Origin of the sequence: Couchioplanes azureus (assembly GCF_014648355.1) — a bacterium.
Taxonomy (GTDB): Bacteria; Actinomycetota; Actinomycetes; order Mycobacteriales; family Micromonosporaceae; genus Actinoplanes; species Actinoplanes azureus.
Genome location: NZ_BMQY01000001.1, coordinates 53,395 through 77,211 on the forward strand (window position 1 = coordinate 53,395; position 23,817 = coordinate 77,211).

Consider the following 23,817-nt stretch of genomic DNA (forward strand, 5'->3'; position numbering starts at 1 on the left):
GGTCTCTCTCGGCTCAGAGGTCGGCGGGGGCGGCCAGCCGGCCCACCACGGCGGTGGCGGCGGCGACCTCCGGCGAGACGAGATGGGTGCGCCCACCACGGCCCTGCCGGCCCTCGAAGTTGCGGTTGGAGGTGGAAGCGGCGCGCTGGCCCGGGCTGAGCGTGTCGGGGTTCATGCCCAGGCACATGGAGCAGCCGGCGAAGCGCCATTCGGCACCGGCGTCGAGGAAGACCTTGTCCAGGCCCTCCTGCTCGGCGGCCTCCCGCACCTGGTACGACCCCGGCACGATCATCATCCGCACCCCGTCGTGCACCTTGCGGCCACGGATCACGTCGGCGGCGGCGCGCAGGTCCTCGATGCGGCCGTTGGTGCAGGAGCCCACGAAGACCACGTCGACCGGTACGTCCTTGAGCGGCGTCCCGGCCTCCAGGCCCATGTATTCCAGCGCGCGGCGGGCGGCGTTGCGCTCGACCTCCTCGACGAACTCCTCCGGATCCGGCACGACGGAGTCCAGCGGGGCACCCTGTCCCGGGTTGGTGCCCCAGGTGACGAACGGGCTGAGGGCGGAGGCGTCCAAAATCACCTCGGTGTCGAACTGCGCGCCCTCGTCCGTGCCGAGCGAGCTCCAGTAGGCGACCGCAGCGTCCCAGTCGGCACCCGTGGGGGCGTGCTCGCGGCCCTTGAGGTACGCGAAGGTGGTCTCGTCCGGCGCGATCATGCCGGCCTTGGCGCCCCACTCGATGGACATGTTGCAGATGGTCATCCGGCCCTCCATGGAGAGCTTGCGGATCGCCTCGCCGCGGTACTCGACGATGTGGCCGTTGCCGCCACCGGTGCCCACCTGGGCGATGAGCGCGAGGATGAGGTCCTTGGCGGTGACGCCCGGGCGCAGGTCGCCGACGACGGTGACCGCCATCGTCTTCGGCTTCGACTGCGGCAGCGTCTGCGTCGCGAGCACGTGCTCGACCTCGCTGGTGCCGATGCCGAAGGCCAGCGCCCCGAACGCGCCGTGGGTCGCGGTGTGGGAGTCGCCGCAGACGATGGTGGTGCCCGGCTGGGTCAGGCCGAGCTGCGGACCGATCACGTGCACGATGCCCTGCTGCTCGTGGCCGAGCGAGCGGATCTGCACGCCGAACTCGGCACAGTTCTTGCGCAGCGTCTCGATCTGCGTCCGCGAGGTCGTGTCGGCGATCGTCAGCAGGTCGCCGCGGCGGTTGTTGAACGCCGGGTCCGCGTACCCCGTCGGGGTGTTGTGGTCCTCGGTCGCGAGCGTGAGATCGGTGCGCCGGACCCGGCGGCCGGCCAGGCGCAGACCGTCGAAGGCCTGCGGGCTGGTCACCTCGTGCAGCAGGTGAAGGTCGATGTAGAGCAGATCAGGCTCACCCTCGGCAGAGCGGACGACGTGGTCGTCCCAGACCTTCTCTGCCAAGGTCCTCGGCTTCGGAGTGACTCCCACCATCTGGACATCCTAAATTCTGGGAGGTATGTTTCGGCTTGTGGGACACAGTATGAGCGGTGTCGGCGTTCTCGACAAGGCAGTGGTCATCCTCGCGGCCTGTGTCGACGGCGCCAGCCTGGCCGAACTAGTCGACCGCACGAAGCTCCCCCGGGCGACCGCGCACCGGCTGGCCCAGGCCCTGGAGATCCATCGGATGCTGGTCCGGGACACCCAGGGACGCTGGCGACCCGGACCGCGCCTCGGCGAGCTGGCCAACGCGGCACCCGACGTGCTGCTGACCGCGGCCGAGCCGCTGCTGTCGGCGCTGCGCGACGCGACCGGTGAGAGCGCGCAGCTCTATCTGCGCCGCGCCGACGAGCGCATCTGCGTGGCGGCGGCGGAGCGGGCGAGCGGGCTGCGCGACACGGTGCCGGTCGGCTCGGTGCTGCCGATGGTGGCCGGCTCGGCGGCCCAGATCCTGCTCGCGTGGGAGCCGCCCGAGGCGGTCATGCCGCTGCTGCCGCGGTGCAAGTTCACCGGGCGCACGCTGGCCGAGGTCCGCCGCCGCGGCTGGGCGCAGAGCGTGGCCGAGCGCGAGCCGGGTGTGGCGAGCGTCTCGGCGCCGATCCGGGACCGGACCGGGCGGGTGATCGCGGCCATCTCCATCAGCGGCCCGATCGAGCGCCTCGGCCGCCGGCCCGGCGAGCGGCACGCGATGGCCGTGGTCCGCGCGGGCCAGCGCCTGAGCGGGCTGTAGCCGCAGCCCGGCGGCGCGCCGGTTCAGGGGGTCCACACCGCGTTGTCGTGGGCGAAGACGACGCGTGCCGGATCGAACTGGAGGAGGCGGGCCACCCAGTCCGGGAAAACCGGCAGCGGTGGCCCCGCCCCGTCGGCGCGCGCCCGCCGGGCCAGCACGTCGCCGGTGAAGGCGGCCGCATGGTCGTGACTCTGCCCGGCGACCACCACCGTGCCGTCGCGGCGGCGTACCACCACCGACTGGTGTCCGGCGGTGTGCCCGGGTGTGGGCACGATCACCACGCCCGGCAGGATCTCGGCCTCGCCGTCCAGCTCGACGTAGCGGGCACCGGGCGAGTCGATCAGCTCGGGCAGGGTGTGCCGCTCCTTCGTCCGCGCCAGCTCCAGCTCCGTCCGCTGCGCGAAGATGGGCCTCCCCGGCAGCTCCGGATTGCCGCCGCAGTGGTCGAAATGCAGATGGCAGTTGACGATGTGCCGGACGTCGCCGGGCCGGCGCCCCACGGCGGCGAGCGCGTCCGCCAGCGCCCTCCGCCGCGGCCGGTAGTGGGCGTCGACGGCCGGATGCGACCCCATGCCGGTGTCGACGAGCAGCGCGCCGTCGGGATGGTCGATCAGGTAGCCGAGACAGGGCTCGACCCGCGGCGATCCCGTTCCGGTCTCGGCGGCGGGCCGGATGAGATAGCCGAAATCGACACGCAGTACCTGAAGATCCGTCACACTGACAGTGTTGCGGGTCTGAAGCCCGCGGGGTTACGCCCAGCGCTAAACTCAGCGTAAGCGATCCACAGCGCCGCGTAGTACGCGTGGAGAAAGCAAAACGGCCCGTGTCATCGACACGAGCCGTTTGATGCTGGTAGTCCCGAAGGGATTCGAACCCTCGCTACCGCCTTGAGAGGGCGGCGTCCTAGGCCGCTAGACGACGGGACCAGGCCTTGCCATTGTTGCTCTTGCTTCGGTCTTTCCCGCTCCAGCAACGGTGCTGAACTCTATCAGATGTCCAGCGCCGCCGATCTCGCGGGGAGACCTTAGCGCTGGGGTACCAGGACTCGAACCTAGACTAACTGAACCAGAATCAGTCGGGCTGCCAATTACCCCATACCCCATCGGTACGGCTTGCCGTACCGAGTAGGAACTCTACCCGAGCCCCCGGTGCCCTCCAAATCGGGTTACCAATTGGCGTTTCGGTAACGCCCCGGTCACACCTCGAAGAGGTCCGCATGGGTGCGGGCCCAGGTGGCGAAGGTGGTGGCCGGGCGTCCGGTCAGTTCGGCCACCGTGGGTACCGCGCGCTGCGGGTGTTCCGCCAGGAGCCGGAGGCCGTCGGCGTACCAGGCGGCGTGCTCGCCCATGCTCGCCTCCAGCTGCCGCACCAGCTCGTCGTGGGGCAGGTCGACATAGGTGAGCTCGCGGCCCAGCGCCGCGCCGATCAGGGCCACGCGCTCCCGGCGGGTCAGCGACTCCGGGCCGGTGAGCTCGTAGGACCGGCCCTCGTGACCGTCCTCGAGCAGGCAGCGGGCCGCCACCGCCGCGATGTCGGCGAGGGCGATCGGCGCGTTGGCGGCCGAGCCGTAGCCGTCGCGGACCACGTCCCCGGCACGGATCTGACCGGCCCACAGCTCGGCGTTGGACATGAACTCGCCCGGCTCGAGGTGCACGTACGGCACCCCGCACGCCTCCACGCCGTCCTCGACGGCCTGCCAGTGGTCCCCCTTGGCGCCGGCCATGTCGACGATGCGCCGCACCCCCGCGGCGGCCGCCATCCGGCACACCTCGGCGTTCGTCTCGATCAGCGGAGCGAGATACATCCGGTCCACCCCGTCGAGGGCCGCCGGGAGACCGGCCGGGCGGCCGAGGAAGCCCGTGACCGCCTCCACCCCGGCGGGAAGCCCGGCCCGCGCCGGATTCACCGTGAGCGCCCGCACGTCCGTGGCACCGAGCGCTAGCAGCTCGTCCACGACCAGCCGTCCGACGCCTCCGGTCGCGCCGGTCACCAGGATCCGCATCGCGCCACCTCCCCATCTCGTACGCCCTACGAAAACTGTTCCCGTAGGCTATACGAAAATTGACGGGGGTGTCGATGACGGATCCGGACCGGGTGCTGCCCCTGCTGTGGCGCCACCGCAACCCCGCGGCACCGGCGCGGACCGGCAGGCCGCCGCGGCTCACCGTGGACGAGGTGGTGACGGCCGCCGTCGCCCTCGCCGACGCGGAGGGCCTGGAGGCGACCTCGATGGCCCGGGTCGCCGCCCGCCTCGGCGTGGGGACGATGACCCTCTACACGTACGTACCCTCGCGCGCCGAGCTCGTCGAGCTGATGGTGGACGCGGTGCTCGGCGCGCGCGAGCTGCCGGGCCCCGGCGATCCCCGGCCACCGGACTGGCGTGACCGGATCCGCCTTTACGCGGACCGGACCCGGGCGATGTACCGGGCCCATCCGTGGCTCAGCCGGGTGCCGACGGTCCGGCCTCCGCTCGGTCCCGGCGTGTTCCGCGAACGCGAGTACGTCCTGTCCGCTGTGGAGGATGCCGGATTGCCGCTGGCACGCGTCAACGAGGCCGCGGTGGCGATCGGCATGTTCGTCACCGCCGCCGCCCGCCAGGAGGGCGAGAACGTGCTGCTGCACCGGGCGACCGGGCAGACGAACGACGCGTGGTGGCGCGAGCGCGACCGCTTCTGGGAGAACTGGTTCGACGTCGAGCAGCACCCGGCGATGACCCGGGTGTGGCACGCGGGCGGTTTCGGCGGCGCCGGGGAGCAGGCCGAGGCGGCGTTCGCCTACGGCCTGCGACTCATGCTGGACGGGATCGCCGGATCAGTCGAGTGAGACCACCGGGTTGCGCAGCTCGCCGATCCCCTGGACGCTCACCGACACCGTGTCGCCCGGGACGAGGGGCCCGACGCCGGCCGGCGTTCCGGTGAGGATCACGTCGCCGGGCAGCAGGGTCATCACGTGGGACACGTACGACACCAGCGCCGGCACGTCGAAGACCATGTCCTTGGTGCGGCCGAGCTGGCGTACCTCCATCTCCTCGGGGTTGCGGCCGACCTCGCAGCGCACCTCCAGGTCGCTCACGTCCAGCTCGGTCTCGATCCACGGCCCGAGCGGGCAGAACGAGTCGAAGCCCTTCGCCCGGGTCCACTGCGGGTCGCTGCGCTGCAGGTCACGCGCCGTGACGTCGTTGCCGACGGTGTAGCCGAAGATGGCCTTCTGGGCGCCGGCCCGGTCCACCCGGCGGGCCCCGCTGGCGCCGATCACCACGGCCAGCTCGCCCTCGTGCTCGACCTGGCGGGTGACCGGCGGGATGCGGATGGCGTCGTTCGGACCGATGACCGAGGTCGACGGCTTGATGAAGATCAGCGGCTCCTTGGGCACCTCGTTGCCCATCTCGGCCGCGTGGTCGGCGTAGTTGCGCCCGACGCCGATCACCTTGCTGGAGAAGATGGGTGCCAGCAGCCGGACGTCGGCGATCGCCCAACGCTGCCCGGTGAAGCGGACGTTCTGGAACGGGATGCTGTCGATCTCGGCGATCGTCAGGCCCTGGGCGCCGGGCTGCGCCTCACCCTCGACGACGCCGAAGGACACGCCACCGGCATGAACAAAACGAGCGAAACGCACGGATAACCCCATCCATCGAAAGCTTGCACGCAGCACCGAGGCTACGCCCCGGCTCCCGCCCGGACCCCGCTGCGCCGGGCCTTGCTCACAACCGGCGGCGCCGAGGCTCGATCGGACTGGACTCGCTGGATACGCTGGTGCGATGGGTATCAGCGAGAGTCACGCGCTGACTACCGTGCTGCCCAGCATCAGCTGGATCCCCCTCGCCCGGGCCCACGCCGAACGGGCCGACGAGATGACGGCCGGCCACCGGGCCCGCCGGGCCGCCGGCGAGAAGCACCCCATAGAGGATTTCCTCTACGACTACTACGGCACCCGCCCGGCCCAGCTCCGCCGCTGGCACCCCGGCGTCGGCACCGGCCTCGCCCCGGCCCCCGACGGCCTGCCCGAGCAGGCGACCTGGAAGTTCTACTCCACCCGCCCCGACGGCGTGGTGACCCTGGACGTCGAGGCGTACATGCAGGCGCGAGGCGAGAGCGTCCGCTACATCCACGGCCTGCTCACGGCGACGGCGTCGCGTCCCGCGTTCTCCGGCTGCTTCGGCCTGCACGAGTGGGCGATGGTCTACCGCCAGCCGGAGCACCGCCACCCGCTGCCGCTGCGCCTCGGGCAGGCGGAGACCGACCGGGTGGTGGAGGAGCACCCGATCCGCTGCACCCACTTCGACGCCTTCCGCTTCTTCACCCCCGAGGCGGTCGGCCTCAACCGCCTCCAGCCGACCCGCGCCACCCAGGTCGACTTCGACCAGCCGGGCTGCCTGCACGCCGCGATGGACTGCCACAAGTGGGCGAGCAAGCTCGGCCCGGCCGTACCCGGGGCCCTGGCCCTCGACTGCTTCGCCCTGGCCGGCGACATCCGCCTGCTCGACATGCAGGCCAGCCCGTACGATCTCAGCTCCTACGGCCAGCCCCCGGTGAAGATCGAAACCCCGGAGGGCAAGGCCGAGTACGTCACCCGCCAGCGCGAGTTCGCCCGCCGGGCCGCGGCGCTGCGCGCCCGCCTCATCCGTGTCTGCGACGAGCTCCTCGGCCCGGCCCTCGCCGCCGAGAACCGCGAGGCCGTAGCACCCCACAACATCTGATCGGGTACGCGCACAGACTCCTCCAGGGCTTGTTCCCGGGATGAGGGCCGCCTCCTCGTCAAGCGGCGTGCGCCGGGGTGCTGGTGGCCGGCGCCGTCCAGGTGACGGTCAGTCCGGCGTCGGTGTGGTCGACGACGACGACGGAGCCGTCCAGGACGTCGCCGGACAGCAGCGCCCGGCCGATGCGGGTTTCCACCTCGCGCTGCAGGAACCGGCGTAGCGGCCGCGCGCCGTACACCGGGTCGAAGCCTTCGGCGGCGATGTGCCGCCGTGCCGCCTCGGTCAGCTGCAGGTCGAGCCGCCGGCTGGCGAGCCGGTGCCGCAGGTCGGCGGTGAGCAGGTCGACCACGCGTTCGATCTCCGGCAGGGTCAGCGGTCGGAACAGCACGATCTCGTCCACGCGGTTGAGGAACTCCGGCCGGAAATGGGCGCGCAGCTCGTTCATCACCGCCGTACGGGCGTCGTCTTCGATCTCGCCCTCCGCGGTCACCCCGGCCAGCAGATGCTGTGAACCGATGTTGCTCGTCATCACCACCACGGTGTTGCGGAAGTCGACCGTGCGCCCCTGGGCATCGGTGAGCCGGCCGTCGTCCAGCAGTTGCAGCAGCGTGTTGAACACGTCCGGGTGGGCCTTCTCCACTTCGTCGAAGAGCACCACGCTGTACGGCTTGCGGCGTACCGCCTCGGTCAGCTGGCCGCCCTCGTCGTAGCCGACGTAGCCGGGCGGCGCACCGACGAGCCGGGAGACGGTGTGCCGTTCCTGGTATTCGCTCATGTCCAGGCGCACGATGTTGTCCTCGGTGTCGAACAGCGCCGCGGCGACGGTCTTGGCGAGCTCGGTCTTGCCGACGCCGGTGGGGCCGAGGAACAGGAACGAGCCGATCGGGCGGCGCGGGTCCTTGACCCCGGAGCGGGCGCGGATCACTGCGTCCGCGACCAGCTGGACGGCTTCGTCCTGGCCGACGACGCGTTCGTGCAGGATCTCGTCCAGCCGGAGCAGCTTCTGCCGCTCGCCCTCGACGAGCCGGGAGACGGGGATGCCGGTCCAGCGGGCGACGATCCCGGCGATCTCGTCGTCGGTGACCACTTCGCGCAGCAGCCGCCGCTCACCCTGCTTACCGGCCAGGCGCTCCTGCTCGCCCTGCAATCGCCGTTCGAGGTCGGGCAGTCTGCCGTGCCGCAGCTCCGCGGCCCGGTCGAGGTCGTAGGCGCGTTCGGCGGCCTCGGCCTCGTGCCGGATCTGCTCGATCTCCTCGCGCAGCGCCTGGACCTTACGGATGGCGGAGCGTTCGGCCTGCCATTGCGCGCGCATCGCGTCGACCTCGCCGCGCAGGTCGGCGAGCTCCTTGCGCAGCTGGTCGAGCCGGGCCCTGCTGGCAGGGTCGTCCTCTTTGGCCAGTGCGGCTTCCTCGATCTCCAGGCGCATCTGCCGCCGGGCCGCCTGGTCGAGTGCGGCGGGCTGGGAGTCGATCTCGGTACGCAGCATGGCGCAGGCCTCGTCGACCAGGTCGATGGCCTTGTCCGGCAGGAACCGATCGGAGATGTAGCGGTGCGACAGGGTGACGGCCGACACCAGAGCCGAGTCCTGGATGCGCACGCCGTGGAACACCTCGAGCCGTTCCCGTAGCCCGCGCAGGATGCTGATGGCGTCCGCCACGCTCGGCTCGTCGACCACCACGGGTTGGAAGCGGCGTTCCAGCGCGGCGTCCGTCTCGATGTGCTTGCGGTACTCGTCCAGGGTGGTCGCGCCGATCATGTGCAGCTCGCCACGGGCCAGCATCGGCTTGAGCATGTTGCCGGCGTCCATCGCGCCCTCGGCCGCGCCGGCACCGACGACGGTGTGCAGCTCGTCGACGAACAGCAGGATCCGCCCTTCGCCGGCCTTCACCTCACCGAGCACGGCCTTGAGCCGCTCCTCGAACTCGCCGCGGTACTTCGCCCCGGCCACGAGCGAGCCCATGTCCAGAGAGAAGACGGTCTTGTCCCGTAGACCTTCGGGGACGTCGCCGTGGGCGATCCGCTGTGCCAGTCCTTCGACGATGGCGGTCTTGCCGACGCCGGGGTCACCGATGAGCACCGGGTTGTTCTTGGTCTTGCGCGACAGGATCTGCACCACGCGGCGGATCTCGGTGTCACGGCCGATCACCGGGTCCAACTTGCCGGCGCGGGCGTCAGCGACCAGGTCACGGCCGTACTTGTCCAGAGCTTCGTAGGCGACCTCCGGGTTGGCCGAGGTGACCCGCTGATTGCCGCGGATCCCCGTCAGAGCGGACAGCAAACGGTCCCGCGTCAGACCATGCTCCTTCAATGCCCGGCCGGCCGCGGTGGCCGAGCCCTCCTCGGCCAGAGCGAACAGCAGGTGCTCGACCGAGACGTACTCGTCCTTGAGCCGCCTGGCCTCCCGGTCGGCCGTGTCCAGCAGCCGTGACAGCCGCTGGGTGACGAACACCTGGCCCGGTTCGATGCCCGGTCCGGACACCTTGGGGCGGCGGCCGAGTTCGGCCTCGATCGCGGCGCGGACCGCGGCGCAGTCGGTACCGGCCTGCACCAGCAGACGCGGGGCGACACCGTCGGCCTGCTCCAGCAGGGCGAGCAGCAGGTGCTCGCCGTCAACTTCGACATGACCGAAGCGCACGGCCCTGGTCTGCGCGTCATGCAGCGCTTCCTGAGACTTCTGGGTCAAACGGTTGGCATCCATCAGCTGATCACCTCCACCGTCGGATCGGGCGGGCGCGCAGCGCCGCCTCCAACGCATCGATGCGGTCCAGCAGGTCGAGGACCACACCGACCGCCGTGTAGTTCAAGCCCAGCCCGGCGCGCAGCCGCACGATTCGCGCCGCACGCGCCACCTGGGTCGCCGGCAGCAGGCAGCCGGCCGCACCGGGGTGCGTGTCGAGCAGTCCCAGCGCCACCAGCCGTTCGATCATGTGCGTGTCGACGCCGGCAGCGGCGGCGACCTGCGGCACGGTCAGGCCGGCTACACCGGCGCGCCGGACCAGGGCGTACCGGGTCATCGGCTGCCTCCTTTCCCACCCGGGCTCTGCCGGCGCGGGTCGAACGTCGAGGCCGCGGCCAGCTGCTTCCACAACCGCTGTTCGGTTTCGCTGGCCCGGGCGGGGACGGCGACCTTGACCTCGGCGTACAGATCGCCGGGTGTGCCCTTGGGATGCGGCATTCCGCGGCCACGCAGCCGCAGCCGACGCCCCGTCGACGAGCCGGGCGGCACCTGGACCTGCACCGGGCCGCCCGGAGTGTCGACCGGCACGCTCGCGCCGAGCGCGCCCTCCCAGGGCGCCACCGGTAGTTCGACGGTGATGTCGCGGCCGTCGACCCGGTAGCGCGGGTGCGGTGCCAGACGCACGACCAGGTAGAGGTCGCCGCGCGGGCCGCCGCCGAGGCCGCCGGCCCCTTGTCCGGCCAGCCGGATACGCTGCCCGTCGGTCACCCCGGCAGGGATGTCCACCTCGTAGCTGCGCGGACCCGACGCGGTCTGCAGGGTGATCCGCCGCCGCCCACCGGCGTACGCGTCCTCGACACCGAGCTCGATCTCGGCTTCGGTATCGGCGCCGGGTGCCTGCACGCGGCCGCCCCGGAAACCGCCGCCGAACAGCCCGCCCAGCAAGTCGTCGAATCCGACGCCACCGAAGCCCAGGTCGTCGTAGCCGCCGCGGCCGGTGTTGACGCGCACCCGCCGCCTACCGGAGCCACCGGACGGGCCGGTACCGGGCATCGGCCCGGCGTAGTCCTCCGGCACCTGCCGCCAGTGCTCGCCGTACCGGTCGTAGCGGGCCCGCTTCTTCTCATCCGACAGCACCTCGTAGGCCTCGGTGATGTCCTTGAAGCGTTCTTCCGCGCCGGGGTCCTTGTTGATGTCGGGGTGGTAGCGGCGGGCCAGCTTGCGGTAGGCGCGCTGGATGGCCTGCTGGCCCGCCGACCGGTCCACTCCCAACACCTGGTAGTAGTCACCTGCCGTCGCCACCGCTGCATCCCTCCGACGATTGCTCCTCGAGCTGCTGTTGGGCGACGGTCACCACGGCCGGGCGGACCAGGGTGCCGTCGGCGTCGACGAAGCCCGGCCGCAGCACCTCGACCACGGTTCCCGGCGGGGTGTCCTCGCCGGCCGCGACGACCCGGGCGGCTTCGTGCCTGGCCGGGTCGAACGGCTGCCCTCCCGGGTCGATGCGGTGCAGTCCCAGGCGGGACAGCACGTCCACGGTCTGGGCGCGCACGGCCATGACGCCGGACACGATCGCGGCCGGGTCCGCGTCGGCGTGCCGCAAGGCCAGCTCCAGGTTGTCCAGCATCGGCAGGAACGCCGCCGCCGTCCGGGCGCGTTCGGCGCGGGCCTGCTCGGCCAGCTGCCGCTCATGCCTTTTCCGGGTGTTGTCCAGCTCGGCGACCGCCCGCCGCCACCGGTCCTCCATCTCCACCGCAGCCGGCCGGCTCGCACCGGGCCCGGCGCCGGACGCCGCGGCGTCCGCGCCGGCCGGCACCGCCGGCTCGTCCGCGCCGGTCTGCGCCCCGTCCCGGGCCGGGTCGGCCGGAGCCTTGTGCTGGGCGCTGGTCATCGCAGGTCACCTCCGGTCGTGAAATGTCGTCACCCGGCGGGCGTGTAGTCGGCGTCGATCACGTCGTCACTGCCGGCCGGACCGCCGGCGCTACCGGCGGCGGACCCCGAAGGCGAGGGGCCGCCGGACGCGGCCGTGGCGAGGCCGTGCAGCATCTGCTGGAGGTCCGCCGTCAAGCCGCGTACGCGGTCCAGCGGGGCCTCGTCCTTGACCGCCTGCCGGGCGTCCGCGATGAGCATCTCGGCGCGGGCCTTGTCGTGCACCGCCACCTGCTCACCCAGCTCGGTGAGCCGCCGTTCCACCTGGTAGGCGGCCGAGTCGAGGGTGTTGCGGGCCTCCACCAGTTCACGCAGCCGGGAATCGTCGGCGCGGTGCCGCTCGGCGTCGGCGACCATCCGCTGCACCTCGGCCTCGTCCAGGGTGCCGCTGCCGGAGATGGTGATCTGCTGTTCGCGGCCGGTGGCGGAGTCCTTGGCCGAGACGTTGAGGATGCCGTTGGCGTCGATGTCGAAGGTGACCTCGACCTGCGGGACGCCGCGCGGCGCCGGCGGGATGTTCTCCAGGCGCAGCCGTCCCAGCACCCGGTTGTCGGCGGCCTTCTCCCGCTCGCCCTGCAACACCACCACGTCCACGGCGGGCTGGTTGTCCTCGGCGGTGGTGAAGGTTTCGCTGCGCCGGGTCGGGATGGTGGTGTTGCGCTCGATGAGCTTCGTCATCAGCCCGCCGAGGGTCTCGACGCCCAGCGACAGCGGGGTGACGTCCAGCAGCAGCACGTCATCGACCTCGCCCTGGAGCACGGCCGCCTGGACCGCGGCGCCGAGCGCGACGACCTCGTCGGGGTTGACCGACATGTTGGGTTCCTTGCCGCCGGTCAGCCGCTTCACCAGCGCCTGCACCGCCGGGATCCGGGTGGACCCACCGACCAGGATCACCTCGTCCAGATCGTTGGCGGTGATGTTCGCGTCGGCCAAGGCCTGGCGCACCGGACCCATGCACCGCTCGACGAGGTCGGCGGTCAGCTGTTCGAACGTCGCCCGGGTCACGGTGGTGATCAGGTGCTTGGGGCCGGACGCGTCCGCGGTGATGAACGGCAGGTTGATGCTGGTCTGCGCCACCGACGACAGCTCGGTCTTGGCCTTCTCCGCAGCCTCGTACAACCGCTGCAACGCCTGCGGGTCGTTCCGCAGATCGATGCCGTTCTCGCGGTGGAACTGCTGAGCGAGGTGATCGACGAGCCGGCGGTCGAAGTCGTCACCACCCAGGTGCGTGTCGCCGGCGGTGGAACGGACCTCGACCACGCCGTCACCGACGTCGAGGATGCTCACGTCGAAGGTACCGCCGCCGAGGTCGAACACCAGGACCGTCTCGTGGCCCTTCTTGTCCAGCCCGTACGCGAGGGCGGCCGCGGTGGGCTCGTTGATGATGCGCAGCACGTTCAGCCCGGCGATGCGGCCGGCGGCCTTGGTGGCCTGCCGCTGCGCGTCGTTGAAGTACGCCGGCACGGTGATCACCGCGTCGGTGACCTTCTCCCCCAGGTGCTTGGCGGCATCATCGGCCAGCTTGCGCAACACCTGCGCACTGATCTCTTCCGGCGCGTACTGCTTGCCGCGAATGCCGAACCGGACCGCCTGGTCCGGACCGGCGGCCACGTCGTACGACACCTGGTCCGCCTCGGTGGTGATCTCGTCGTGGCGGCGGCCGATGAACCGCTTCGCCGACGAGATCGTGCCCTGGGGGTTCAGCACCGCCTGCCGGCGGGCCAGCTGCCCGACGAGGCGCTCGCCGGTGTCGGTGAAGGCGACCACCGACGGGGTGGTACGGCCGCCCTCGCTGTTCGCGACGACCTGTGGCTGACCGCCCTCGTAGACGGCGATCACCGAGTTCGTGGTGCCCAGGTCGATACCTACGGCGCGTCCCATGGTCAACCTCCTCCTCGCATCGGGACCGTTGCACCGCTGGATAGCTCTCTGAATCAACCAATAGAACTTGAGCGGAGCACTGTCAACTCTTGGCAGAGGTTGCAGTCCACAAACCCGGCTCTTGCACTCGCGAGGCGAGAGTGCTAACACAGATCTAGCGCACCTGATCCGGCTGCGCGGGCCGGGACCGGTTCGGCCTGAGGCCCCTCTCGCACAGAGTCCGCCCCCGCGGTGACCACTTGGGACCCGCGGGGGCGCCGACGTCTTCCGGCCGGGCCGACCGGCGGGATCCGCACCGCTCACCCCGGGATCCCGGACCGCCCGCTCACCCCGGGATCCCGCACCGCTCACCCCGGGATCCCGCACCGCCCGCTCACCCCGGGATCCCGCACCGCTCACCCGAGGCGACGGAAGCGACCCGCCGGACACGGAAGCGACCCGCCGGACACGCCCCGCCGGTCAGGCGGCGCCGCCTCCGGCCTTGCCGTCGCGCATCCGGGCGCGGAGCCTTCCGAGCTCGGCTTCCAGGCGCAAGATCTGCCGGATGCCGGCCAGGTTGACGCCTTCGCCGGCCAGCTGCGCAGCGCGGCGGATCACCGCCAGATCGTCGCGGCTGTACCGCCGCATCCCACCCTCGCTGCGCGCCGGGCGCAGCAGGCCCGCACGTTCGTAGCCGCGCAGGGTGTGCGCGCCGATGCCGGTCAGCTCAGTGACCACCGAAATGGGGTACAGACCCTCGTCCGAGCTGGCCACCGGCACGCCCCGGAAAATCTTCGGCGACGGACTTGACGTCGACATGGTCTCGTTGTATCGGTAGAAGCAAGTTGAGTCAAGGGCACTCAACCGCCGGGCGAGCCCCGGACCATCAAGCCTGGTGAAGGAGCACCACGGAGGAGATGACCATGCTTCTGCGTACCGACCCGTTCCGCGACCTCGACCGGATGTTCGAGCAGATCGTCGGCACCGCCAGCCGGCCCGCGGTGATGCACGTCGACGCCGAACGCGACGGTGACACCTTCAACGTGTACTTCGACCTGCCCGGCGTCGACCCCGACTCGATCGACGTCACCGTCGAGCGCAACGTCCTGCAGGTCAAGGCCCAGCGCCAGCGGCAGAGCAAGGACGGCGTCGAGACGGTGATCAGCGAGCGGCCGATGGGTGTGTTCAGCCGGCAGCTGTTGCTGGGCGACACCCTCGACACCGACAAGCTGCAGGCCAGCTACGACAACGGTGTGCTGACCCTGCAGATCCCGGTGTCCGACAAGGCCAAGCCCCGCAAGATCACCATTGGCTCCGGCGGCGGCCGCAAGCAGATCAAGGGCTGAGCCCTCGCGCCGGCGTGACCGGCCCAGACCTCACTTTCCGGCCACCTCCCGAAGCGGTCCGGCACCCCGGCCCGGGTGCCGGACCGTGATCAGACCAGACGTGGCAACCCGGCCACAGTCTTCGGTGCCTTTCGGATCATCCCGTCTTTCGGATCATCCTGTGGAGAAGACGATGACACTTCCCGTTCTTCGATCGCAGAACCCGCCGGCCGCTGCGGCAGGCCTGGACCCCCTGCACGAGATCGCGCAGTTGCAGCAGCGCATGAACCAGCTGTTCACCACCATGATCGGCGACTTGTCGCCCGGCACCTCGGGCACCTGGACGCCGCTGGCCGACGTGACCGAGACCGACGACGCCTACCTCGTCGAGATCGACATGCCCGGCGTCGACCGCAAGGACCTCACCGTCGAGGTCACCGGCACCCGGCTGCACGTCAGGGGCGAGATCGTCGAGAAGGAGAAGGCCGGCTGGCTGCGGCACCGTACCCGCCGCGTCGGCCAGTTCTCCTACCAGACCCTGCTACCCGGCGACATCGACGCCGACCACGTCAAAGCCGACCTCGCCGACGGGGTGCTCACCGTCAGCGTCCCCAAGAGCGAGGCCGCCAGGCCACGCCGGATTCCGGTATCCGGCTGACCCCTTACGTTTCCGGCCGACCCCGTTTCGCCACCGCATCCTTGTTCGGCTGACTCGCACAGCGAAAGGAGGACTCCTGCGATGACGCCGACCATGAACACCACCACACCCACCACCGCCGCGGTGACCACACCCGCGCAGCAGGTGGTCGGCTCCTATCCGACCTACCAGGCCGCCGAACAAGCCGTCGATTACCTGTCCGACCACCGGTTCCCGGTCCAGCACGTCACCATCGTCGGCCGCGGCCTGCACTCCTACGAGGAGATCCTCGGCCGGCTCACCCTGCCCAAGGCGGCCGGCATGCAAGCGGCCGCCGGCGCCTTGCTCGGCGCCCTGCTCGGCTGGCTACTCGGCATGTTCGACCTGGTCAACCCGCTGGTCTCCGGGGCCATGCTGGCCTTGTGGGGCGCGCTGATCGGCGCCGTCCTCGGCGGGATCGGCGGCGCCGTCGCACACGCCCTCACGGGCGGCCGACGGGACTTCACCTCCACGATCGCCTTCCGCGCCGACAGCTACGAGATCCTGGTCGACGACACCTACGCCGACCAGGCCCGGCGACTACTCACCCACCCCGGCGCACCGGCCCGCGATTGATCACGCCTCAGGGCCTCGGCCACCAGCGCGGTGGCCGAGGCCACGAATCGGCTGCGCTGGGACAAGGAGGTGACCACGATGACCACCACAGCCACCGACCACCGGCAGCATCCGGGCGGTGCACGACCGCGGTCACGCGCGCGACGGCGCCCGGCGGCACCGGCCGACGTGTACCGCTGCGAAGACCATTACGTCGTCCTGTGCGACCTGCCCGGCCTCGACACCGGCACCCTCGACGTCCACGTCGACGGCCGCACGGTCACCATCCGCGGCCACCGCAGCCGCCCGGACCTGACCGACGCGCGACCCGTGCTCCAGCAGCGACCGACCGGCCGCCTCGAACACGTCATACCCCTCGACCAGCCGGCCATTCCCGCCGGCGTCACCGCCACCTACACCGACGGCGTGCTCGTCCTCACCGTGCCGCTCGCCCCGGCACGGCCCCGGCATCGTCACGACAGCCGGTGGCCGCACCCCGTAACAGCCTGACCTCATCTGCCCGATGCCATGAAACGATCCGCACCGATCCCACAGCCGCTTCCCACACCGTCGACCGTCTACATGTCCACCAACAGCCGGCCACGCCACGTCCTGCCCGGCTGGCAACCCGCCCTGCTCACCGCCCTCGCCGGCGCAGCAGCCGTGGTCGCCGCGGCAACAGACCTGCACTCACCACACCTGAGCACGCGGATGCTGTGCGCCGCCGGCACCATCGCCTTCCTCGTCCTGGCCATGGCCGCAGTCCTGCGCGGCGCCGCCTGGCTGCGCGGTTACACCCGCGGAAAGCTCAGCGAGACCCACGCCGGCGTGCTGCGCATCGTCGCCGTCGCGGCCGGTATCGCGGTCACTGCGCTGATCGCCTTGAGCCTGCTGGCCGTACCCGTCGGCCAACTGTTGCTCGGTGGTGCGCTCACCGGTGCGCTGCTCGGCATCGTCGGTCAGCAGACCCTGGCGAACCTCATCGCCGGCGTCGTCCTGCTCGCCACCCGCACCATCACCGTCGGCGACCGCATCCGCCTGCACTCCGGCAGCCTCGGCGGAACCTTCGAAGGCACCATCACCGAGATCGGCCTCATCCACGTCCACCTGCGCACCAGCGACGCCCCGCTGACCATCCCCAACACGCAGGTCCTCGGCGCCGCGATCTGCGTGCTCGAACCCCAGGCGGCCCTGCCCGCCGCACCGATCACCCGTCCGCGCCGCCGCGCCATCCGCCCGACCAGGCGGCAGCGCCGGATCAGCCACACCACGGTTCTGCGCACGACCCAGGTGTTGCCCACCGTGGACGACACCCGGTTCCTGGACAGCACCCGGGTCCTGCCAACCTCGAGCGCCGCCGAGGCCATGCCTGCGGCGGATGCGACAGACGCGACGCAGCGGTGCGTCACTGCCACCACAGCATCGCGCTGACCAGCGGCGGCAGCAGCCGGTCCCGCTCCGACGGAGTCACCCGGCGCTCGCGGAGGTGGGTCACTGCCGGAGGTCAGGTCCGGGTCGTGTCGTTCCTGGCGGAGCGCGGGGTGGCGTGATGCGGGCACGCGGGAGTGCACCAGACCGACGGGATGCCACGACGTTGCAGCTCCGTGTGGACCATGCTCATCCAGGCGGGCGCCACCGTCGGGGTGTTGGTGCCGGCCAGATAGGCCGGGAAGTCCGGGTCCGTGGCAGGGCGGGCATGCTTGTGGATGCACAGGTCCCGCAGGACCTCGTCGACTTCATGCGGGCAGAGGGCAATGTGCAACGTCCACCAGTCGGCGACCGGTGGCGGGGGCTGTGACCACATGATGATCATTCCCTGAGAAGTTGCCGGCCGGCCCGAGGCGGCCTGCGGCAGCAAGTCGGTCGAGTACGCGGCGTGCGCCCAGTGGGGTGTACGCGGCTGATCAGCCCGGGAGCACCTCCCGGGCTGATCACGCGCGGGTGGGAACTCAGGACTCGGTGAGCGCCGGTGCCGGCGTGCTCGAGCCCTCGACGGTGTCGTGCGCGGGTGTGCCGGTGGTGATGGCGATGCGGCGGGGCTTGGCGGCTTCGGCGATCGGGATGGTCAGGGTGAGCACGCCGTCCTGCCAGGTCGCGGTGATCTTCGCCAGGTCGAGGCCGGTGCCCAGGGTGAGGCGCCGCTCGAAGGTGCCGGTCGGGCGTTCCCGGCGGACCCACTGCAGATCCTCGTCGGTGGTGGCGGTGCGCTCGGCGCGGATGGTCAGGACGTTCTGGTCGACGTCGACCTGCACGGAGCCGGGGTCGATGCCGGCGAGGTCGCAATGCAGCACGAAGTGGTCACCGGAGCGGTACAGGTCCATCGGCATCGCCAGGGTGGCGGCGCCGGTGATGGCGGTACCGGTGCCGAACATCTGACCGGCGAGGCGGTCGATTCCGCGGAAAGGATCGAAAGTCAGCACCACGAACACCTCCTTGTCGTGGTCCGCCGGGCGGTCCGGCGGACGCGTGGCACTTGGCTAAGGATCGGTTCTGTCAAGCCACTGCCAGGAGTCTCCCGCGGTGCATCACCGCGATTGACCAGCAGCGACAATTGATTATTTAGCACTTGAAGCCGGGGAGTGCCAAGTGTTTCGGCTAGTTTGCCGATGATCCTCGACCTCAACCAAGCTTGACGTCGACGTCGAACGAGTGCTGTTCGTCAGCCCCGACGTCGCCGCGGTGAAGGTTCGCGAGGTGTATCGCACTTTCGACGGCCAGCAAGTCGGCACGCCGTTGTTCGTCATGGCCAAGGAAAGGTGGCCGCTCACCGCAGGCCAGAACACCAGCGTGTTCGACGACGAGGCCGAAGTGGCGCTAGTCGTGCTCGCCTCGGCGACCTCGTTTGATCTGGGCTCGGCGCTTCTTGTCGGCGATGCGGCGTTCCACGGCGCCCCGGGAGGGACGGGTGGCTCGGCGGGTCCGGGGTGGCGGGGCGATCGCTCCGGCGACGATGCCGGCGAGCCGGGCCGCGGCGGCCTCGCGGTTGCGTAGCTGGGAGCGGTGCTCCGAGGCGACGACGGTCAGCACGCCGCCCACCAGGCGGGAGGCGAGGCGCTCGACCGCTCGTTCGCGCAGCGACGGCGGCAGGAGGTCGGAGCCGGCGAGGTCCCAGGAGAGCTCGACCCGGGAGTCGGTCGTGTTCACGCCCTGGCCCCCGGGGCCGCTCGAGCGGGAGAACCGCCACGACAGTTCGGCGGCCGGGATCACCAGCCGCTCGTTCACCAGGACGTCATCGGGCACGCCACAGCATCGCATCTGTCCGCCGGAACCCGCCACGCGGTTTGCTCCGGCAGGGAATCAGGAGAGGGCGGTGGAGCCGATGCTGGCGAGCACCACCACGACCATCGCCGTGCTGCTCATCCAGCCGAGGGGCTGGGCCAGCAGCAGCCAGCCGGCCAGGGCCGCCACCGCCGGTTCCAGGCTGAGCAGGATGCCGAACGCCCGTTGCGGCAGGCGGCGCAGGGCCGACATCTCCAGGGAGTACGGGATCACCGACGCCAGCAGGCCGGTGCCGAGCGCGACCAGCAGCAGGTGCGGTGAGGTGAGCGCCTTCTCCGCGCCGATCGCCCCGCCCGGCAGCAGGACCAGCGCGCCGATGGCCATCGCGACCGCGAGGCCGCCCTGCCCGGGGACCGCGGCGCCGGCGCGGCTGCCGGCCAGGATGTAGAGGGCCCAGAACGCCGCCGCGCCGAGGACCAGGAGCACGCCCAGCGGGTCCAGGCCCTCGGCGCCGTCGGCGAAGCCGAGCATCGCCACGCCGGCGGCGGCCAGCAGGACCCAGCCGTAGTCGCGGGCACGGCGGGACAGGACCGCCGCCAGGGTGAGCGGGCCCAGGAACTCGATGGTGACGGCCGGGCCCAGCGGAATGCGGGCGATGGCCGCGTAGAAGAACCCGTTCATCCCCGCCAGGGAGACTCCCAGCAGCAGGACGGCGCGCCACTGGTGGGCCCGCCAGGCGCGGACCGCGGGCCGGGCCAGCGCGAGGAGGACGCCGGCGGCCAGCCCGAGTCGCAGCAGCGTGGCGCCGGCGCTGCCGGTCACCGGGAAGAGGCCGGCGGCGAGGGCCGCACCCACCTGGAGCGAGACGCAGGAGCCCAGCACCATCAGGACGGCGGGGCCGGGGCGGGCGGCGAGCGGCGGGGCGGCAGTGGTCACGTACTCACCATCGCCAGGAGGAACCGGTTCGTCCAGCGAATGTTTCTGAGCGATAATCGTCAGATATGTTGGATGTTCACCGGCTCCGACTGCTGCGCGAGCTCGACCGGCGCGGCACCCTCGCCGCCGTCGCCCAGGCGCTGAACTACAGCCCTTCCGCGATCTCCCAGCAGCTCGGCCTGCTGGAGACGGAGACCGGGGCGACCCTGCTCGAGCGGGTCGGGCGGGGCGTACGGCTCACCGGGCAGGCGCGCATCCTGGTGCGGCACACCGAGGCGATCCTGGAGCGGATGGAGCTCGCCGAGGCGGAGCTGGCGGCCAGCAGGACCGAGGTCACCGGGACGCTGCGGGTCGCTTCCTTCCAGTCGGTGCTGCTGGCGCTGGTGCCGGCGGCGCTGTCCCGGCTCGCGGCCGAGCATCCCGGGCTGCGCGTCGAGTTCACCCAGGCGGAGGCCGGTTCCGCCTTCGCCGGCCTGCTCGCCCGGGACTTCGACGTGGTGCTGGGCGAGGACTATCCGGGCCTGAGCGAGCCGCGCCTGCCCGGGGTGGACGAGGAGGATCTGCTGCACGACGAGATGCGCGTCGCCGTGCCGACGAGCGGGCCCTGGCATCGCGCCCGGCTCGCCGACCTGGCGGGTGCGCCCTTCGTCTTCGATCCCGCCGACGTCACGCCGGGGCGGTGGGCCCGGCAGGTCTGCCGCGCCGCCGGCTTCGAGCCGGACGTGCGGTTCCGCAGCGGTGACCTCCTGCTCCAGTTGCGGCTGGTGGAGACGGGCCACGCCGTCGCGTTCGTACCCGATCTGCTCTGGACCGACCGGGCGCCCGGAAACCTGGAGTTGCATCCCCTGCCGGGCCGCCCGCGGCGCCGGCTCTACACGGGTGTGCGCAGCGGCTCGGCCGGGCAGCCGGCGATCCGCGCATTCCGCGCCGCGCTGCACCGCAAGGCCGAGGAGTGAGAGCAAAGTCCCGGAGTGAGCGGGGCTCGGTCCGGAAGGGACGATACTGGAGCCCGAAACAGGGAGGTTGTGTGTCTGCTCAGCCCGCGCCGGTCGCCGGAACCGGTTATCCGTGGCCCATCGAAACCGCACGCCTGGACAACGGCCTGCGCATCGTCGTCAGCGAGGACCACACCGCGCCGGTGGTCTGCGTGAATCTCTGGTACGACGTCGGCTCCCGGCACGAGCCCGCGGGACAGACCGGCTTCGCGCATCTCTTCGAGCACCTGATGTTCGAGGGGTCGGTGCACGTCGGCAAGACCGAGCACATGCGTCACGTCCAGGGCGCGGGCGGCTCGCTCAACGCCACCACCAACCCGGACCGGACCAACTACTTCGAGACGCTGCCGGCCGAGCACCTCGAGCTCGCCCTCTGGCTCGAGGCGGACCGGATGGGCGGCCTGGTCCCGGCGCTGACCCAGGAGACGCTGGACAACCAGCGCGAGGTGGTCAAGAACGAGCGGCGCCAGCGGTACGACAACGTGCCGTACGGCGACGCGTGGCTGCGCCTGCTGCCGCTGCTGTACCCGCCCGGGCATCCGTACCACCACGCGACGATCGGGTCCATGGAGGACCTGAACGCCGCGAGCCTGGAGACGTTCCAGGCCTTCCATGCGCGGTACTACGCGCCGAACAACGCGGTGCTGACCGTCGTGGGCGACGTCGTGCCCGCGGAGGTCGTCGCGCTGGCGGACAAGTACTTCGGGATGATCGAGGCCGTGCCGGACATCCCGCCGCCGCCGTCCGGCCACCTTCCCGGCCCGGCCACCTCGCCGGCCCGCGAGACGGTCACCGCCAACGTGCCGGCCCCGCGGGTGTACCTGTCGCACCGCACCCACCCGTTCGGGACGGCCGGCTACGACGCGATCACGGTGCTGGCGGCGGTGCTGGGCAGCGGCCGGGGCAGCCGGTTGTACCAGCGGCTCGCCGACGGCGCCCGGATCGCGCAGCCGGACTACGTCGGCGCGTACGGCGTCGACCTGGCGCACGCACCGGCGCCGCTGATCGTCACCGCGACGGCCAAGGACGGGGTGGACGCATCCACCCTGGAGGCGGGCGTCGCCGAGGTCCTCGACAGCATGGCCACCGAGCCGGTCACCGACGCCGAGCTGGAGCGGGCCAAGGCGCTGCTGACCACCTCGTGGTGGCGGCAGATGTCCACCGTCGGCGGCCGGGCGGACACCCTCGGCCGGTACGCGACCCAGTTCGGCGACGCGGCGAGCGCCGGATACCGGCTGCCGCAGTGGCAGGCGGTGACCGCCGGCGACATCGCCGAGGCGGCCCGCACGCTCGACCCGCAGTCCCGCGTCACCCTGACCTACCTCCCGGAAGGGACCGCAGCATGAGTCTCGTCGCGACCCGGCCCGAGCCGGGCGACGCCCGTCCGTACGTGTTCCCGGCGATCCACCGCGCCTCGGTCGCGGGCGGCGAGGTCGTCGCCGCGCACCTGCCGGGCCACCTGCTGGCGACCGCCTCCCTGCTGCTCGACGCGGGCGCGGCCCGGGAGACCGGCGGGCGCGAGGGCACCGCCTCGGTCCTGGCCAAGTGCCTCGAGGAGGGTACGGAGCAGCGCGACTCGGCCGCGTACGCGCTGGCGCTGGAGGGCCTGGGCGCGGAGCTCACCACCGCCGTCGACTGGGATGCCTTCCGCGTCGGCGTCTCCGTACCCGTGGATCTGCTGCCGAGGGCCGTGGCCCTCATGGCGGAGGCGGCGCGGCGGCCGCGGCTGGACCCGGCCGACGTCGAGCGCGTCCGCGACGACGAGGCGACCGCGCTGCGGATGGACTGGGCCCAGCCGGGGCCGCGGGCGGACGCGGCGCTGCGGGCCGACCTCTTCGGCGCCGGCGAGCGGTACGGCCGGCCCCTGCACGGCGATCCGGCCTCGATGGCGGCGGTCACGGTCGCCGACGTCCGGGAGTTCCACGGCACCTGGCTGAGCCGCCCGGGCGTGCTGCTGGTCGCGGGCGACCTCGACAAGCTGGACCTGCACGAGCTGGGCGCCGCGGCCTTCGCGGGCACCTCGGGCGCGCCCGTGCCCCCCGAGGCGCCGCTGGACGTGCCGATCGCCGGGAGCCGGCGGGTGCTGCTGGTGGACCGCCCCGGCTCGGTGCAGTCGACGCTGCGGCTGGGCCACCGGGCCCCGGAGCGGGCGCACCCCGACTACGTGCCGATCACGCTGGCGGCGACGGTGCTCGGCGGGGCGTTCACCTCCCGGCTCAACCACCTGATCCGCGAGGTCAAGGGCTACACGTACGGCATCCGCGCGGACTTCGCGATGACCCGGCGGTTCGGCCGGTTCGGGGTCAGCTCGTCGGTGCAGACCGCGGTCACCGCGCCGGCGCTGGTGGACACCGTCGGCGAGATCACCCGTACCCGCGACGACGGCGTCACCGAGGAGGAGCTGGCCGTCGCGCGGACGTGGCGGGCCGGTTCGCTCTCGGTCGACATGCAGACGCCGGGCTCGATCGCGAGCGCCCTGGCGACGCTGGTGGTGCACGGCCTGCCCGACGACTACTACGCCACGCTGCGGCAACGTCTGCTGGACGCGACGGTCGACGAGGTGTCGGCCGCCGCCGCCCGGTATCTGCACCCGGACGGCCTGACCCTGGTCGTCGAGGGCGACAGCGCGCTCATCCGCGACGAGCTGGCCGCGGCCGGGATCGGCGAGATCGTGGACACCGAGGTCTGACGCGGGCGAAGGGCCTGGCCGGGGGCCCTTCTCTTGCCAGTACGGGCGGCCGGGGGTTTCAATGG

25 protein-coding genes and 2 tRNA genes are annotated in these 23,817 nt (G+C 71.6%); 11 read left to right on the top strand and 16 right to left on the bottom strand.

The window, feature by feature from the left end:
- Positions 1-13: 13 nt before the first annotated feature.
- Entirely contained in the window at positions 14-1,459 is a 1,446-nt protein-coding gene (gene leuC / locus IEY99_RS00270) for a 3-isopropylmalate dehydratase large subunit (protein ID WP_189198643.1), read from the bottom strand.
- A 49-nt stretch (positions 1,460-1,508) separates the two neighbouring features.
- Between leuC and IEY99_RS00275 the strand changes: the two genes are divergently transcribed.
- On the top strand, positions 1,509-2,195 hold the full coding sequence (locus IEY99_RS00275) for an IclR family transcriptional regulator (RefSeq protein WP_127497394.1): 687 nt from the start codon (positions 1,509-1,511) through the stop codon (positions 2,193-2,195).
- A gap of 23 nt (positions 2,196-2,218) precedes the next feature.
- On the opposite strand, the gene IEY99_RS00280 is transcribed toward IEY99_RS00275, so the two are convergent.
- The 4 genes from IEY99_RS00280 to IEY99_RS00295 form a co-directional block, all read right to left on the bottom strand.
- Positions 2,219-2,911: an MBL fold metallo-hydrolase gene (locus tag IEY99_RS00280; protein ID WP_189198644.1), complete on the bottom strand. Its 693-nt coding sequence runs from the start codon at positions 2,909-2,911 to the stop codon at positions 2,219-2,221.
- Between the two features lie 134 nt (positions 2,912-3,045).
- Positions 3,046-3,121: transfer RNA gene (locus tag IEY99_RS00285), tRNA-Glu, on the bottom strand.
- A gap of 104 nt (positions 3,122-3,225) precedes the next feature.
- Positions 3,226-3,297, bottom strand: a tRNA-Gln gene (locus tag IEY99_RS00290).
- Between the two features lie 93 nt (positions 3,298-3,390).
- Positions 3,391-4,197, bottom strand: a complete 807-nt coding sequence (locus tag IEY99_RS00295) for an NAD(P)H-binding protein (RefSeq protein WP_189198645.1) — start codon at positions 4,195-4,197, stop codon at positions 3,391-3,393.
- Between the two features lie 74 nt (positions 4,198-4,271).
- Between IEY99_RS00295 and IEY99_RS00300 the strand changes: the two genes are divergently transcribed.
- The gene (locus IEY99_RS00300) at positions 4,272-5,018 is read left to right on the top strand and encodes a TetR/AcrR family transcriptional regulator (RefSeq protein ID WP_189198646.1); all 747 of its coding nucleotides are present in this window, start codon (positions 4,272-4,274) and stop codon (positions 5,016-5,018) included.
- Here the strand turns inward: IEY99_RS00300 and IEY99_RS00305 are convergent.
- Positions 5,007-5,810 carry a fumarylacetoacetate hydrolase family protein gene (locus tag IEY99_RS00305; RefSeq protein WP_189198647.1) on the bottom strand — a complete coding sequence of 268 codons (804 nt, stop codon included), beginning with the start codon at positions 5,808-5,810 and terminating at the stop codon, positions 5,007-5,009. The genes IEY99_RS00300 and IEY99_RS00305 overlap by 12 nt on opposite strands.
- A gap of 142 nt (positions 5,811-5,952) precedes the next feature.
- Here IEY99_RS00305 and IEY99_RS00310 point away from each other — a divergent pair, with 142 nt between their 5' ends.
- Positions 5,953-6,891: a 3-methyladenine DNA glycosylase gene (locus IEY99_RS00310; RefSeq protein ID WP_189198648.1), complete on the top strand. Its 939-nt coding sequence runs from the start codon at positions 5,953-5,955 to the stop codon at positions 6,889-6,891.
- Positions 6,892-6,949: 58 nt separating this feature from the next.
- Here the strand turns inward: IEY99_RS00310 and clpB are convergent, their stop codons facing one another.
- From clpB to IEY99_RS00340, 6 genes are all read right to left on the bottom strand, one after another.
- Positions 6,950-9,589 carry an ATP-dependent chaperone ClpB gene (clpB, locus tag IEY99_RS00315; RefSeq protein ID WP_189198649.1) on the bottom strand — a complete coding sequence of 880 codons (2,640 nt, stop codon included), beginning with the start codon at positions 9,587-9,589 and terminating at the stop codon, positions 6,950-6,952.
- 7 nt (positions 9,590-9,596) lie between these two features.
- Positions 9,597-9,905: a chaperone modulator CbpM gene (locus IEY99_RS00320; RefSeq protein ID WP_189198650.1), complete on the bottom strand. Its 309-nt coding sequence runs from the start codon at positions 9,903-9,905 to the stop codon at positions 9,597-9,599.
- The gene (locus tag IEY99_RS00325; RefSeq protein WP_189198651.1) at positions 9,902-10,870 is read right to left on the bottom strand and encodes a DnaJ C-terminal domain-containing protein; all 969 of its coding nucleotides are present in this window, start codon (positions 10,868-10,870) and stop codon (positions 9,902-9,904) included. The genes IEY99_RS00320 and IEY99_RS00325 overlap by 4 nt, the downstream gene beginning before the upstream one ends.
- Positions 10,854-11,459, bottom strand: coding sequence for a nucleotide exchange factor GrpE (locus IEY99_RS00330; RefSeq protein WP_189198652.1), 606 nt, complete (start codon positions 11,457-11,459; stop codon positions 10,854-10,856). Before IEY99_RS00330 ends, IEY99_RS00325 begins: the two co-directional genes overlap by 17 nt.
- Before the next feature lie 29 nt (positions 11,460-11,488).
- A complete protein-coding gene (gene dnaK, locus IEY99_RS00335) occupies positions 11,489-13,378 on the bottom strand; it encodes a molecular chaperone DnaK (RefSeq protein WP_189198653.1) in 1,890 nt (629 codons plus the stop codon).
- 459 nt (positions 13,379-13,837) lie between these two features.
- Positions 13,838-14,137, bottom strand: a complete 300-nt coding sequence (locus tag IEY99_RS00340; protein WP_229797945.1) for a MerR family transcriptional regulator — start codon at positions 14,135-14,137, stop codon at positions 13,838-13,840.
- 143 nt (positions 14,138-14,280) lie between these two features.
- On the opposite strand from IEY99_RS00340, the gene IEY99_RS00345 reads away from it, so the two are divergent.
- The 5 genes from IEY99_RS00345 to IEY99_RS00365 all read left to right on the top strand — a co-directional run bounded on the left by IEY99_RS00345 (position 14,281) and on the right by IEY99_RS00365 (position 17,344).
- Positions 14,281-14,703 carry an Hsp20/alpha crystallin family protein gene (locus IEY99_RS00345; RefSeq protein WP_189198655.1) on the top strand — a complete coding sequence of 141 codons (423 nt, stop codon included), beginning with the start codon at positions 14,281-14,283 and terminating at the stop codon, positions 14,701-14,703.
- 172 nt (positions 14,704-14,875) lie between these two features.
- Positions 14,876-15,340, top strand: coding sequence for an Hsp20/alpha crystallin family protein (locus IEY99_RS00350; RefSeq protein WP_189198656.1), 465 nt, complete (start codon positions 14,876-14,878; stop codon positions 15,338-15,340).
- An 81-nt stretch (positions 15,341-15,421) separates the two neighbouring features.
- Positions 15,422-15,934: a YflT domain-containing protein gene (locus IEY99_RS00355; RefSeq protein ID WP_229797947.1), complete on the top strand. Its 513-nt coding sequence runs from the start codon at positions 15,422-15,424 to the stop codon at positions 15,932-15,934.
- Between the two features lie 78 nt (positions 15,935-16,012).
- Positions 16,013-16,423: an Hsp20/alpha crystallin family protein gene (locus IEY99_RS00360; RefSeq protein WP_189198657.1), complete on the top strand. Its 411-nt coding sequence runs from the start codon at positions 16,013-16,015 to the stop codon at positions 16,421-16,423.
- A gap of 72 nt (positions 16,424-16,495) precedes the next feature.
- Entirely contained in the window at positions 16,496-17,344 is an 849-nt protein-coding gene (locus IEY99_RS00365; RefSeq protein WP_189198658.1) for a mechanosensitive ion channel family protein, read from the top strand.
- A 73-nt stretch (positions 17,345-17,417) separates the two neighbouring features.
- Here IEY99_RS00365 and IEY99_RS00370 read toward each other — a convergent pair whose 3' ends face one another.
- From IEY99_RS00370 to IEY99_RS00385, 4 genes are all read right to left on the bottom strand, one after another.
- Positions 17,418-17,717, bottom strand: a complete 300-nt coding sequence (locus IEY99_RS00370) for a hypothetical protein (RefSeq protein ID WP_189198659.1) — start codon at positions 17,715-17,717, stop codon at positions 17,418-17,420.
- 145 nt (positions 17,718-17,862) lie between these two features.
- Positions 17,863-18,336, bottom strand: a complete 474-nt coding sequence (locus IEY99_RS00375; RefSeq protein WP_189198660.1) for an Hsp20/alpha crystallin family protein — start codon at positions 18,334-18,336, stop codon at positions 17,863-17,865.
- Positions 18,337-18,727: 391 nt separating this feature from the next.
- Complete coding sequence (gene arfB, locus IEY99_RS00380; protein ID WP_189200446.1) at positions 18,728-19,168, bottom strand: alternative ribosome rescue aminoacyl-tRNA hydrolase ArfB; 441 nt, start codon at positions 19,166-19,168, stop codon at positions 18,728-18,730.
- A 42-nt stretch (positions 19,169-19,210) separates the two neighbouring features.
- Positions 19,211-20,068, bottom strand: a complete 858-nt coding sequence (locus IEY99_RS00385) for an EamA family transporter (protein ID WP_229797950.1) — start codon at positions 20,066-20,068, stop codon at positions 19,211-19,213.
- A 65-nt stretch (positions 20,069-20,133) separates the two neighbouring features.
- Here IEY99_RS00385 and IEY99_RS00390 point away from each other — a divergent pair, with 65 nt between their 5' ends.
- The 3 genes from IEY99_RS00390 to IEY99_RS00400 all read left to right on the top strand — a co-directional run bounded on the left by IEY99_RS00390 (position 20,134) and on the right by IEY99_RS00400 (position 23,752).
- Complete coding sequence (locus IEY99_RS00390; RefSeq protein WP_189198661.1) at positions 20,134-21,024, top strand: LysR family transcriptional regulator; 891 nt, start codon at positions 20,134-20,136, stop codon at positions 21,022-21,024.
- 71 nt (positions 21,025-21,095) lie between these two features.
- A complete protein-coding gene (locus tag IEY99_RS00395) occupies positions 21,096-22,409 on the top strand; it encodes a M16 family metallopeptidase (RefSeq protein WP_189198662.1) in 1,314 nt (437 codons plus the stop codon).
- Positions 22,406-23,752, top strand: coding sequence for a M16 family metallopeptidase (locus IEY99_RS00400; RefSeq protein ID WP_189198663.1), 1,347 nt, complete (start codon positions 22,406-22,408; stop codon positions 23,750-23,752). Before IEY99_RS00395 ends, IEY99_RS00400 begins: the two co-directional genes overlap by 4 nt.
- The last annotated feature ends 65 nt before the right edge of the window (positions 23,753-23,817 follow it).